Raw genomic sequence first — 13,769 nt, 5'->3', positions numbered from 1 at the left:
ACATGAAGGGGAGGATATTCATAGAATGTTCTTCCCCTTTCTTTTATAGATTCGAGGATAATGAAATATTTGATAACAGGACTTGGTAATATCGGTTCCGAATATTGGGGAACCCGCCATAATATAGGTTTCCGGGTTGTCAACCATCTGGTAGAGAGCGTAGGAGGCAATTTCACTGAGGAGCGATACGGGGCAATCGCACGCATACGGGTGAAAAACTGTGACTTGATCGTGCTAAAGCCGAATACCTTTATGAACCTCAGCGGCAACGCCGTTCGGTACTGGTTGCAAAAAGAGAACATTCCCGTGGAAAATCTATTGATCGTCGTAGATGATCTGGCATTGCCATTCGGAACCTTACGTCTGAAACCAAAGGGTAGCGACGCCGGGCATAACGGGTTGAAGAATATCGCCCAGTTATTGAATACGCAGGAATATTCCCGCCTTCGTTTCGGCATAGGCAGCGATTTCCCACGGGGCGGACAGATCGATTACGTGCTAGGGAAATTTCCCCCAGAGGAATTGCAATTGATGCCAGAGATATTGGATCGTGCGACAGAGATCATCAAGAGCTTCTGCCTCGCCGGCATCCAGATTACGATGAATCAATTTAATAATAAATAAAAAGAGACTGAGAATACAGATATGAACGAGGTACGTATCGATAAATGGATGTGGGCGACCCGTATCTTTAAGACCCGCACGATAGCCGCGGAAGCTTGCAAGAAAGGGCGTATCATGATAGGTGGAGTAACGATCAAACCTTCCCGCATGATCAAGGTTGGCGATGTGATCCAAGTGCGTAAACCGCCGATCACCTTCTCTTTTAAGGTAATCGGATTGATCGAGAATCGTGTGGGCGCGAAGCTCGTCCCGAATTACTTGGAGAACGTGACAACCCCGGATCAGTATGAGATTCTGGAGATGAACCGTATCTCCGGTTTCGTGAACCGTGCGAAAGGTCTCGGACGTCCTACCAAGAAAGACCGTCGTGAACTGGAGCAATTCACTGAGCCGGAATTCATGGATGACGGATTCGATTTCGAGTTCGACTTTGGAGAAGAGGAAGAGTAGTAAGCATGCTGATTTCCATTTAATTACATTTACCAATATTTTCATCAAGAAGTAAAAGTATTTTCACCTAGAGGTAAAACTGTTTACATACTGATGTAACGCCATTTACCTCTAGAGGAAAAAACATTTACCATTAGAGGTAAATGGCGTTACAACGGTATGTAAACGGCAATTATCCCTATTGATTCTCCTCGGAAAGCAGATTCCCCTCCTCATCCCAGCTACGCCAGACACCAGATTTCTTCCCTGCCGTATAGAACATCTCATACAACAAATTTCCCTTATCACTCCAGATACGCCAAGGGCCGTCCTTTTGCCCTTCCTTATAAGAAGCCAGGCCGATCAGCTGTCCGTTCTCATTATATGTACGCCATTCTCCGTGAAAGATCCCATGATAATAGGAACGCACCTCGGCGATCTTGCCACTCGGATAATAAATCACGTAAGTTCCCTCCGGACGGCCATCTTTCAAATATAACTCCATCTTAAGCATACCATCGTCATAAAATTCCGTATAACGACCCGTATATGGAGTGGTTTGCGTGGCATCGGTATAATACTGTCCTTCGCTTAAAACCAAGTCTTGCGCTTGTACGGTCCATGAGGCCCCCGCCATAAAAGCAGAAAATAACAATAGCTTTTTATTCATGATACATTCTTATCTAAATTATATGCGAAAAGACACCGAGGGATCTTTCCGGATACCTCAGTGCCCCAAACAAATTCACAGCCTATTCAAAGTCAAGCTAAATTAATATTCAGTGTTATTCGGATCGAAGTTGGTCCAGTTAGCGGCCCAGTCATTCTTGCCATCAAAAGCTCCCTTATAAGATACCTTCTCGAAGAAAGCGTCGTTCAAAGCCGTATCAGAGAAATCCGCTCCGTCAATCTTATCCGCTACGATCGATGTATAGTCACCATCTTTAGCGATGATATCATTGCTGGAAGCGTAAGTAAGGTTGCTCAAGTCTGCTGTCTGAAAGTAATTTTGGCTAGTTTCATCCTTGAAATTCTCCCACATACCGGCGAAGATCACATTCTTAACAACCGCACCCACATTTGCGTTTTGCAGATACAAACCGTATGGCCAACCCACGAAAATCGAGTTATACACATTCAAGGAAGAGTTACGGCGGATGTGCATAGCGGCTTGGAATGATCCACCCTTAGCGCCATTAGCCGCGTCTTCCGTAACATAAAAGATATCATTTTCCGTTTTACCAGCTGATTCACCATAGAACGGACCGATCAAGGTCACGTTAGAAAAGACCGGAGTGGTAAGTGGAGTATTATTGGAACCATCAGCGTCGTTATCAGACTCGAAGCCATTGGACTTGGACGTATCAGCGTGCTTCGGGTCGCGAACGCCTAACAAGAACTGCAATTTACCTTGGAATCCATAGTCCGTATCAAACTCATCATCCCAACCTTTGTAAGCAATCAGGTGTTTTGCGTTTACCGTACCGCCAAACCACTCGAATGAGTCGTCGCCACAGAAAGAGACCTGCACGTATTCGATCGTAGTGCCACGGCCAACACCACCGCAAGTCAAACCATTGATCTCCTTATTTGGCTCCAATGGATAACCGGCGAACTCGATACGGACATATTTCACGATACCGGAGTTATCTTCCGGATCCTTTCCACCGTAGTAAGAACGAGGACCGCCCTCTATCTGAGCCTCGCCAGCCGTATTATTCACGATAGACTTGCCACAAAGAATCAAGCCACCCCAATCACCATAGGTACGAGAAGCTTTCGGTTGGTCGGAAGTGAACACGATCGGTTTCTCCGCCGTACCCTCGGCGATGAGCTTTCCGCCACGCTCGACGATCAAGGAGCCTTTAGACGATTTCTCCCCCTTGATTACCGTTCCCGGCTCGATCGTCAAGGTCACGCCATCCGTCACATATACGAAACCTCTCAACAGGTTGTTATCAGCAGCCTTCAAGGTCATATCCGAGGTAATCTCACCTTCCAATATAACATCTTGAGTTTCCTCTACAGGCGGCTCTACATTTACGAGATCATCATCGTCGCCACAAGCGGTTGTTCCAAACATCGTGGCCATACAGAAAGCGGCGGCCACACCTTTTAATAATAACTTGTTCATAAGTAAACGAATTTAGTTTATATGAGTGAATTCAAATTAAAACTTCACGGCTACACCTAGATTCACGGTCACACCCGGACGATAGCTACGGATTAATTGCTCAACCTCCCGTTTCTCTCCGGAAGCCTCTGTTAACTCTAGGAATTGTTTATATTCTACTTTTGAGTTCAATAGATCTTTTACGCCTCCCTTGACCTCCACGTATTTACCGATCTTCTTCGAGAAACTCAAGTCCAAGGAGTTACGGGGCATCTCATAGATATCGGGAATATCATCGTTCGGGTTCTGCTTCGGTACGCCTACCGTCTCAATACGCTTGCCAATCCGGTTATACAAGGCGGAGGCTGAGATTCCTGCGTTGTCATTCTGATAGAATAAGCCCGTATTGATCAAGTAAGGGGATTGCCCCTGCATCGCACGATCCCGCTCGAAAGAGCCCTCGGCGAAATACACCCTACTATGGATATAAGCCCCGTTGAATACGAAGCTCAAGCCTTTCAGACCGATAAAGTCCAGATTCTTCTTGATATCCAGCTCCACGCCGAAAGCATTCGCATGATCGGCGTTGTGGTATGTGTACTGCAATCCGGAACCCGCTTCCATATAGGTTTGCTCGATCGGATTATCGAACCGTTTGTAGAAACCGCCGATCGTCACCGTCTCACCCGGAGCCGGGTAAAATTCATAACGCAGATCCATATTATTCGCATAAGCGTTCTTCAAGTTTACGTTACCCGTGATATTCGCATCTAAGGCGAAATCATAATATACGTAAGGTACGATCTCCCGGAACTCCGCCCTATTCACGGAACGTCCATAAGCCAAGCGTACTTGGTGCTTCTCATTCAAATTATAAGCGATGTTGACGGAAGGAAAGAAATCCGTAGCGTTCTGATCCAGATGCACCGGTTTTATACCGTCCGACTCATAACCATCTAATTTCAATTGATAGTACTCCATACGTACACCTACGTTCGCATTCAGCCTCTCTCCCCAGTTCAGTTTAGCGGCTACGTAAGCGGCACCCAGCAGATTATCGGAAGTATAAGAGTCGCTCTTGTTCGTACTCTCTTTCATATAGATACGATCGGTCGATATATTTGCGTCCGAGAAGACCGAGCTGTAGTCCCATTCGGCAAAACGGTCATAACCACTTCCCAGCATATTATAGACAAAACGACGGGCATCAAAGTTACGTTTCTTAAACTCTCCATATACCCCCGTGTTCAAGACAGGGGTAAACATCTCCGAGACGGCGAACTTATGCTCGTAATTCAAGGCGGCGGAAGCGCTGTTATCTTTCAAGTCTTGATAATAACGAGTCGGGTCGGACACGTAATAACGAGAGTCACCATCCGTCGTACTCTCCAAAGATTTTACCACCTTGCGATCCGGTTCCTTGTAAGCGGCGAAAGCATAACCTAACGTCCAATCCAGTTTATTCATATCTTCTCTCAATTTATGCACCCCGCTTAGCTGGCCGGAATAGGTAGTGCGTCCGGTATAAAGGGATTCCCATTTCCGGATATTTTGGTCGGAGTAGAAATCCGTTCCCTCTCGTTGCGATAAGGAAGAGGTTCCACGCTGGTTGAAGAAATTCCTGAACTCATATTTGCTCGTTCCCTTCATCAACGACCAGTTGAACAAGGCTCCTAATTTTGTCGTATTCTTATATTGTACATCATCGTAGCGGTAACGGTATGAGGATTGATCCTTGGCCATGTCGTACGAGAGGTAGTTGTTGTTTTTCATCTCGTAATAATCATAGCCCGTGCTATAGTTCACACTGGTGATATTACCGATCTTCATGTCACCGATATCAAAGGTACGATTCATCGTGAACGTCAGTTTCTGTTCCGGCATCGCCGTGAAATGACACACGTTCCATCCCGTATTCGCCCGCTTCGTAAACGCCGCCGCATCCGCTGCCGATATGTCGTTCAAATGAGATGGGGCGTTCGAGGGTAACATTCGGGAGCCAGCGCCAAAGCCCAGATAATCCAAGGCGGAACCTTTCGTCAGTTGGAAATCTCGGAAAGCGGAGTTTGTATTAAACCCGACTTGATAGGAGACGTTGAGCGTATTACCCTCGGGAATATTCTTTGTCAGCACCCGTACGAAACCGCCGGAGAAATCCGCCGGAAGCTCGGCCGAAGGGCTCTTATATATCATCATGTTATCGATCAAGGAAGAAGGAAGCACATCGAACGAAAAGGCACGGCTGTCCGTCTCGCTGGAAGGGGTCGTGGCGTTGTTCAGCCATACATTATTATAACGTTGCGCCAGACCCCGGACCACGATGAAACGGTCGTCCACGATGGTGATTCCCGGGATACGGCGTAGTACCTCGGCGGCATCGCTATCCTGTGTTTTACTGATTTGCTGGGCGGAGATACCATTCACGACCGGAAGGCTCTTGCGTACGGTATTTAATACGGCCATCTCGGTTCCCAATTTCCGTTGGGCCACTACGACCACATTCTGTAATTGGAGGTTAGCGTCGGAAAGCTCGATATTCAACACCGCCTCTTGGCGTGCGACTACCGGAACATCCTTTACCGTTTGCGTTTGGTACGACACGTAAGAGGCGGCTACCGTATAAGTACCCGGCTTCACGTTCTCGATACGAAAATTACCGTCTATATCCGTGATAGCGCCAACCGTAGTCCCCTCGATCACGACCGAGGCGCCGATCAACGGTTCTTTCATCTTAGCGTCCGTAACCGTCCCGCAGATAACCCCTGTTTGTGCCCATAGAGAGAATGACAGGAAAACTCCCATCCAGAAAAGCCCTAACCTTTTCAATCTTTTGCCCCTTAAACTCTTTCCCATTATCTTACTACTTATTATTTCATCTTTGATTTCGACGCGAAAGTACGGGGGCGATATTTCAAAGATGTTTAGATCCGATAACAATAAAGACTACAAATGTTACATTTTTAAGACCGCAACTTTTCCTTATCGTTTGACATAGCTAACGTATTTTTACTACATTTGCACTCCTGAATGCATAAAGACATTTAATAACATGAAGAACATTAAAATTTTTCCGAAAGACTGGTTGCAGTTGCATCCCTATAAACAAAGCACTCCCGTGGATTCCTATTATACCGGAATAGCGAACCGTATCTACGATATCATGGAGAAGACCGAGTTGGTAAACTCCTTCGAGGGCGAGGAAACAAAGCAGATCTGTATCCGCATGGCCGCCTACTTCGAGGACGTGATCTCCGGCATGGGGATTTGGCGTGCCTTCATCCTTACCCATAAGGAGCTATACGGCAAATACCTTCCCTTCTACACTCCGGACGATCATTATTACGACGATGAGGTGAACCTTGAGGACGTGCGCTTCCTCCTTTGGCATTATACCCAGCAGTATCACGGCTATCGTAAAGGCACTTTCGTCAGTCCAGACAACCCTGCCAACGAATCCACCGGCATGCTTATCTACGACCTGTTCTGCAAAGAGTGGACCACGGCGCCGGAGAATACCCGCATGGCCAAGCTTTTCGCCCTTGATACCCGCTACGAGCGGCAAGAGGATTACGATCGTCTATTGCAATGGTTCCATTACGAATCCTATATCCTGCCTGAGTCGGCCCGGGAACTGAGCGACTTCGCCCACGACCGCTGGAAGGAGCAGCCCGACCTCAACCAAGAGCAGCTTAACAACCTGCTCGTCAACAGCCACGGCATGATGGCCTACACCAGCAAGACCTCCTTGCTAGGCCTGACCTCCCCGCAATGGCTGGCAAAGATATTGCCCGCCGAGCATCCCGACCATGCGGTATTTCAGAACACCGCCGACGAGTCTGTAGCTACCCTGCCCGACGATATGCTGGAGGAAAACCGCCAACAATACGAGACTTTCCGCAAAGCCGCAGGTGACAAACTGCTTCTCTATTTCGACAAGACCGAAGACGCACAAACATTTATCACGGAGACTTCCGGCCTTATCCCCGCCGAGAACTTCCATCTTCCCGAGGACTGGCAAGGCAAGAAGCTGGCGATCTACGCCACGCCCGAGGAAGGCGCCCAAGTCATCACCCGTGACGTGGAGTTGATCAAGGATGAGAACAATCCCTTCTACGACGCCAACCGTGCCGCCAAGCAAGCGCTCTCTTTCTTCATCGTGAAACATTGCAGCGTTTACTTCCTGAAAGAGCTGGTAGACCGAGGTATGTTGGCCGACGCACAAACAAAAAGCCTTACCAGCCCGGAACGTGGCAAGGCGATCATACAAGATAATTGGAAATTCCTATCCCGCTATTTCATCCGAGAATATCCCGATAGATAAAACAGATAGGAAGCGACATCACAATCCGTGACAGCGCTTCCGGAGAAAAAGAAGCACTGTCGCAAAACGTGACGGTGCTTCTTTTTTTAGTTCATCTTTCATTTAGCAAACTAACCAACCAAATATCTTTCAAATAAAAAGAATAAACCCAGTGAATACTTACAAATAGAAACATTAGATAAGATATTCTTATCTTTTCTCCGTTCTTTCGCTCCTACAAGTAATTACATTATGCCATTAATACCTATATTTGCGAAACAAATTGACGCAATAATCATTTATACGCAAACATAAGGTCAACAAATGAAAACAAACAGAAATCATTTTAATAGCAGACAAGGATTATACGACCCGTCTTATGAACATGACGCTTGTGGAGTAGGAATGTTAGTAAATATCCACGGCGAGAAATCGCACGACATCATCGAATCAGCCCTTAAGGTACTAGAGAACATGAGGCACCGAGGCGCCGAGGGAGCCGATAACAAAACGGGTGACGGAGCGGGAATCTTATTACAGATCCCGCATGAGTTCATCCTCCTGCAAGGAATTCCGGTTCCCGAAAAAGGCAAATATGGCACCGGACTAATCTTCCTCCCCAAAGACGAGGAACAGCAAGCAAGCATCCTCAGTATCCTCATCGAAGAGATCGAGAAAGAGGGATTAACCTTGATGCACTTACGCAAAGTTCCCGTTCATACGGAAATCTTGGGAAAGGACGCACAAGCGACCGAACCTGATATCAAGCAGATATTCATCATCGGCTGTAACGATCAGCAAGAGCTGGAACTAAAGCTATACCTCATACGTAAGCGGGTCGAGAAAAGGGTATCGGCCACCGACCTTCCGGCCAAGGATGATTTCTATATAGCGTCTCTTTCCACCAAAAACATCGTTTACAAAGGCATGCTGGAATCCATGCAGCTACGCCATTACTTTCCGGACCTGACGCAACCTTATTTCACTAGCGGACTGGCATTGGTACATTCACGCTTCAGTACCAACACCTTCCCCACTTGGAGTCTGGCGCAACCTTTCCGCCTACTGGCACATAACGGGGAAATAAACACGATACGGGGCAACCGGGGATGGATGGAGGCCCGGGAGAGCGTACTATCCTCCCCCAGAATCCCGGATATCAACGATATACGCCCGATCATCCAGCCGGGCATGAGTGACAGTGCCTCACTGGATAACGTATTGGAATTCTTCGTGGCCTCCGGGATGAGCCTGCCGCATGCCATGGCGATGCTGGTACCGGAGAGTTTCAACGAGAAGAACCCGATCTCCGAAGACCTAAAGGCTTTCTACGAATATCACTCCATCTTGATGGAACCGTGGGACGGGCCTGCCGCCCTGCTCTTTAGCGACGGACGCTACGCCGGAGGCATGCTAGACCGTAACGGTCTCCGCCCCGCCCGCTACCTGATCACGAAACATGACATGATGGTCGTGGCCTCCGAAGTCGGCGTCATGGATTTCGAGCCTAACGAGATCAAGGAAAAAGGCCGTCTGCAACCCGGAAAGATCTTACTCATCGATACCGAGAAAGGCGAGATTTATTACGATAGCGAGCTGAAGGAACAACTGGCGAACGCCCAGCCCTACCGTACTTGGCTGGAGAAAAACCGGGTGGAATTGGACGAGTTGAAATCCGGCCGTAAGATCCCTCATAAGGTAGAGGGATACGACAAGCTACTGCGTACGTTCGGATACAGCCGTGAGGATATCGAACGTATCATCGTACCGATGTGCACGGGAGGGGCGGAACCGGTCGGCTCCATGGGCAACGATACGCCACTGGCCGTATTATCCGCCCGTCCGCAAATCCTCTATAATTATTTCCGCCAACAATTCGCCCAAGTAACCAACCCGCCGATCGACCCGATCCGCGAGGAACTCGTCATGAGCCTGACCGAGTATATCGGGGCCGTGGGAAGCAATATCTTAGTTCCAACCGAGAGCCACTGTAAAATGGTTCGGCTGAACCATCCGATCTTGACCAATACACAACTGGATCTCCTGTGTAACATCCGGTATAAGGGCTTTAAAAGTGTTAAGCTCCCCACTTTGTTTGACGCAGAGAAAGGATGCGCAGGACTGAAAGCTGCCTTGGACGAATTATGTAAGCAAGCGGAGCAATCCGTCACCGATGGCGTTAACTACATCATTTTAAGCGACAGAAACGTAGATGAGAAAAAAGCGGTGATTCCCTCCCTGTTAGCGGTAAGCGCCGTGCATCACCATCTGATCTCCGTGCAGAAAAGGGTGCAAACAGCGCTGGTAGTGGAAACCGGCGAGATGCGTGAGGTAATGCACGCCGCCCTCTTACTAGGCTACGGAGCCAGTGCCATCAACCCTTATATGGCTTTCGCTATCTTGGATGATCTAGTAGACAGGCAAGAGATACAATTGAATTACGAGACCGCCGAGAAGAATTACGTGAAAGCCATTTGCAAAGGTCTATTCAAGGTGATGAGCAAGATGGGGATCAGCACGATCCGCAGTTACCGGGGAGCAAAGCTTTTCGAGGCGATCGGCCTAAGCCGGGATCTGGCAGATACTTACTTCGGGGGAACCACCAGCAACATCGGTGGTATCCGCTTGGAAGAGATAGCGGCAGATGCGATCGCCATGCATAACGACGCATTCTCCCACCCCACGGATTCTTTATTGGAACATAAAGGCATTTATTCCTTCCGCAAGGATGGCGAGAAACACGCTTGGAACCCGGATACCATTTCCATGCTTCAACTGGCTACCCGCTTGGGGAGCTACAAGAAATTCAAGGAATATTCCCATGTGGTTGATGAGAAGGAAAGCCCCATATTCTTGCGTGACTTCCTGACCTTCAAACAACGCACCCCGATCCCCTTGGAGCAGGTAGAGCCGGAAGAAGCGATCATGCACCGCTTTGTCACGGGAGCGATGAGCTTCGGTTCTATCAGCCGGGAAGCGCACGAGACGATGGCAATGGCCATGAACAAGATACACGGACGTAGTAACACGGGCGAGGGTGGTGAGGACTCGGCCCGTTTCGTCCCCCGTGAGGACAGATTATCGCTCCGCTCCGCCATCAAGCAAGTGGCCTCCGGACGCTTTGGCGTGACCACGGAATATCTGGTAAACGCCGACGAGATCCAGATCAAGGTCGCCCAAGGAGCGAAACCGGGCGAAGGAGGGCAGCTCCCCGGCTATAAAGTGAACGATATCATAGCCAAAACCCGTCACTCGATCCCGGGAATCTCTCTGATCTCTCCCCCACCTCACCACGATATTTACTCGATCGAGGACTTGGCGCAATTGATCTTCGATCTGAAGAACGTGAACCCTCAAGCCGAGATCAGTGTGAAACTCGTATCCGAGAGTGGCGTGGGAACTATCGCCGCCGGTGTAGCCAAAGCAAAAGCGGACCGGATCGTGATCTCCGGGGCAGAAGGAGGAACGGGGGCTTCCCCGATAAGCTCTATCCGTTACGCCGGAATCCCACCCGAGCTAGGACTATCCGAGACTCAACAGACGCTCGTGATGAACGGCCTCCGGGGACAAGTCCGCTTGCAAACAGACGGACAATTGAAAACCGGACGGGATATCGTATTGATGGCGATGCTGGGTGCCGAGGAGTTTGGATTCGCCACCTCCGCCTTGATCGTCTTAGGCTGTGTGATGATGCGTAAATGCCATATGAACACGTGTCCGGTAGGTGTCGCTACCCAAGATGAGGAATTACGTAAACGCTTTCATGGCCGACACGAATATTTGGTGAATTTCTTCACCTTCCTCGCCCGTGAAGTTCGGGAATATCTGGCAGAGCTAGGCTATACGAAACTAGACGATATCATTGGCCGTACGGACTTACTCATGCGTAAACCTTCTGATCATATCGAGAAACATGATCTATTGGATCTCAGCCGCTTGATCCATCTACCGGAACAAGCCGCCACGCAGGCCATCCATCATGTCACCCGTCAACTCCATGCGATCGACAACGTGAAAGATGTGGATATAATCCGTCACGCAAAGGCCGCCATCGAATCCGGACAGGAAGTATCGTTGGATTACGCGATAGCCAACACCGATCGTTCCGTAGGAGCCATGCTTTCCGGCGAGATCGCCAAGCGGTACGGGAACATCGGGTTACCGGAGAACACCCTGCATATCAAGTTCAAGGGGGCGGCAGGCCAGAGCTTCGGAGCCTTTCTGGCTCACGGCGTACATTTCCGGTTGGAAGGCGAGGCGAACGACTATCTCGGAAAAGGATTGAGTGGCGGACACATCAGTTTAATGCCTCCGGTACGCTCCACCTTTATAGCGGAAGACAATACGATAGCCGGTAATACCTTATTATATGGAGCTACCAGTGGTGAGGTTTATATCAACGGCCGGGTCGGAGAGCGTTTCTGCGTGCGAAACTCCGGGGCGATCGCTGTCGTGGAAGGTGTAGGCGACCACTGTTGCGAGTACATGACCGGAGGCCGGGTTGTCGTCTTAGGCAATACAGGCCGGAACTTCGCCGCCGGAATGAGTGGCGGTGTCGCTTACGTATGGAACAAGAATGGTGATTTCGATTATTATTGCAACATGGAAATGGTAGAGCTTTCCTTGATCGAGGATAGCACCTCACGGAAGGAACTTCATGAATTGATCCGCAAGCATTATCATCATACCGGCAGCCATCTGGCCGGATTAATGCTCGATAACTGGAACAAGTACGTGGATGAGTTCATCCAGATCGTCCCGATCGAATACAAGAAAGTACTCCAAGAGGAACAGATGCGCAAACTCCAACGCAAGATCGCGGAGATGCAGAAAGACTACTAAATATTTACACAAAAACAAGAGAACTATGGGAAACCCAAGAGCATTTCTAACGATACATAGACAAGAGGCGGGCTATCGTCCCGTCCACGAACGTATAGATGATTTCAGCGAGGTAGAACAGACCTTGAACAGCGGCGACCGCCGTACGCAGGCCTCCCGCTGCATGGATTGTGGCGTACCCTTCTGCCACTGGGCCTGCCCGCTGGGTAACAAGCAACCCGAATGGCAAGATTTGTTATACAAAGGCCGTTACAAAGAGGCATATCACGTATTGGAGCAGACCGACGACTTCCCGGAGTTCACGGGACGTGTCTGCCCCGCCCTCTGCGAGAAAAGCTGCGTACTGAAACTTAGCTGCGACGAACCTGTCACGATCCGTGAGAACGAGGCGGCTATCGTGGAAGCCGCTTTCTGGGAAGGATACGTACAGCCTATCCAACCGGTACGCAACGGGAAAAAGGTAGCCGTGATCGGTAGCGGTCCCGCCGGATTGACCGTAGCGAACCAATTGAACCGGAAAGGATATGAAGTCACCGTATTCGAGAAAGATGAGTTACCGGGCGGCTTGCTACGCTTCGGCATCCCCAATTTCAAGCTAGGCAAGCACATTATCGATCGCCGTATCCGTATCATGGAGCAAGAAGGGATTCTTTTCCGTGTAAACACGATGGTCGGCAAAGAGATATTAGCGAAAGAGGTAGTGAAAGATTTCGACGCTGTTTGCGTAGCGATCGGCGCCGAGGTTCCCCGGGATCTATCTATCGAGGGACGTCATTTAAGAGGCGTACATTTCGCCTTGGAGTTATTAAGCCAGCAGAACCGGATCTTAGAAGGCATCCCCATCCCGCCCAAAAGCCAGATCAATTGCAAAGGCAAGAAAGTCTTAGTGATTGGCGGAGGTGATACGGGTAGCGATTGTGTAGGGACAGCGAACCGTCATGGGGCGGCCTGTGTCACCCAGATCGAGATCATGCCCCAGCCACCCGTCGGACAGAATCCGGCGACACCTTGGCCCATGTATCCCCAAGTACTGAAAACCAGCAGCAGCCATGAGGAAGGTTGTATCCGCCGGTGGAACCTAACCTCTAACCGTTTTATCGGAGAGAAAAACAACCTGATAGGGGTTGAGGTAGAAGAAGTCGAATGGGTTCCCTCCCCAGACAGAGGCCGTCCGCAGATGAGGCTGACCGGCAAGAAAGAGATCATCGAGGCCGATCTGGTTTTCCTCGCCATGGGCTTCCTGCATCCGGAGCAAGAAGGATTGATCAAAGAACTGCGATTGGCTACCGACAACCGCGATAACATCGCCGTAGACAACGCCGGATATACCGCCAACAGCAACCTATTTGCCTGCGGAGACGCTGTCAGCGGAGCGAGCCTAGTCGTAAAAGCGATGGCCTCCGGCCGTAATGTCGCCCGATCCATCGACCGTTTCTTACAAACCAACTAATTTTCAACTTT

At 49.4% G+C, this 13,769-nt stretch carries 8 protein-coding genes; 5 read left to right on the top strand and 3 right to left on the bottom strand.

The genetic code is table 11. The features are described 5' to 3' along the window. Positions 1-60 precede the first annotated feature (60 nt). Together pth and DW205_RS14055 are read left to right on the top strand one after the other, a co-directional pair. Positions 61-624, top strand: coding sequence for an aminoacyl-tRNA hydrolase (gene pth, locus DW205_RS14060; protein ID WP_005861960.1), 564 nt, complete (start codon positions 61-63; stop codon positions 622-624). 21 nt (positions 625-645) lie between these two features. Beyond that, positions 646-1,074 carry an RNA-binding S4 domain-containing protein gene (locus DW205_RS14055; protein WP_005866061.1) on the top strand — a complete coding sequence of 143 codons (429 nt, stop codon included), beginning with the start codon at positions 646-648 and terminating at the stop codon, positions 1,072-1,074. 178 nt (positions 1,075-1,252) lie between these two features. Here the strand turns inward: DW205_RS14055 and DW205_RS14050 are convergent, their stop codons facing one another. From DW205_RS14050 to DW205_RS14040, 3 genes are all read right to left on the bottom strand, one after another. Then, the gene (locus DW205_RS14050; protein WP_005866059.1) at positions 1,253-1,723 is read right to left on the bottom strand and encodes a toxin-antitoxin system YwqK family antitoxin; all 471 of its coding nucleotides are present in this window, start codon (positions 1,721-1,723) and stop codon (positions 1,253-1,255) included. A gap of 102 nt (positions 1,724-1,825) precedes the next feature. After that, complete coding sequence (locus tag DW205_RS14045; RefSeq protein ID WP_005866058.1) at positions 1,826-3,187, bottom strand: hypothetical protein; 1,362 nt, start codon at positions 3,185-3,187, stop codon at positions 1,826-1,828. A 36-nt stretch (positions 3,188-3,223) separates the two neighbouring features. Then, entirely contained in the window at positions 3,224-6,019 is a 2,796-nt protein-coding gene (locus DW205_RS14040) for a TonB-dependent receptor (protein ID WP_005866056.1), read from the bottom strand. Positions 6,020-6,215: 196 nt separating this feature from the next. Between DW205_RS14040 and DW205_RS14035 the strand changes: the two genes are divergently transcribed. The 3 genes from DW205_RS14035 (at position 6,216) to DW205_RS14025 (ending at position 13,758) form a co-directional block, all read left to right on the top strand. Further along, positions 6,216-7,487: a DUF3843 family protein gene (locus tag DW205_RS14035; protein WP_005866054.1), complete on the top strand. Its 1,272-nt coding sequence runs from the start codon at positions 6,216-6,218 to the stop codon at positions 7,485-7,487. Between the two features lie 303 nt (positions 7,488-7,790). Then, positions 7,791-12,308 (top strand): glutamate synthase large subunit, encoded by a 4,518-nt coding sequence (gltB, locus tag DW205_RS14030; protein ID WP_005866051.1) that lies wholly within the window; start codon positions 7,791-7,793, stop codon positions 12,306-12,308. Between the two features lie 25 nt (positions 12,309-12,333). Then, a complete protein-coding gene (locus tag DW205_RS14025) occupies positions 12,334-13,758 on the top strand; it encodes a glutamate synthase subunit beta (RefSeq protein ID WP_005866049.1) in 1,425 nt (474 codons plus the stop codon). Positions 13,759-13,769: the final 11 nt, after the last annotated feature.

It is taken from the genome of Parabacteroides sp. AM17-47 (assembly GCF_003434625.1).
GTDB lineage: Bacteria > Bacteroidota > Bacteroidia > Bacteroidales > Tannerellaceae > Parabacteroides > Parabacteroides distasonis.
Note: the sequence above shows the minus strand (reverse complement) of the source record. Positions and strands in the feature narration are given on the sequence as shown.

Bases quoted from the DNA above. Each gene is read 5' to 3' on its own strand.
- DW205_RS14035 (WP_005866054.1), top strand. From the start codon at position 6,216: ATGAAGAACATTAAAATTTTTCCGAAAGACTGGTTGCAGTTGCATCCC.
- DW205_RS14050 (WP_005866059.1), bottom strand. From the start codon at position 1,723: ATGAATAAAAAGCTATTGTTATTTTCTGCTTTTATGGCGGGGGCCTCA.
- DW205_RS14040 (WP_005866056.1), bottom strand. From the start codon at position 6,019: ATGGGAAAGAGTTTAAGGGGCAAAAGATTGAAAAGGTTAGGGCTTTTC.
- DW205_RS14045 (WP_005866058.1), bottom strand. From the start codon at position 3,187: ATGAACAAGTTATTATTAAAAGGTGTGGCCGCCGCTTTCTGTATGGCC.
- DW205_RS14025 (WP_005866049.1), top strand. From the start codon at position 12,334: ATGGGAAACCCAAGAGCATTTCTAACGATACATAGACAAGAGGCGGGC.
- DW205_RS14055 (WP_005866061.1), top strand. From the start codon at position 646: ATGAACGAGGTACGTATCGATAAATGGATGTGGGCGACCCGTATCTTT.
- pth (WP_005861960.1), top strand. From the start codon at position 61: ATGAAATATTTGATAACAGGACTTGGTAATATCGGTTCCGAATATTGG.
- gltB (WP_005866051.1), top strand. From the start codon at position 7,791: ATGAAAACAAACAGAAATCATTTTAATAGCAGACAAGGATTATACGAC.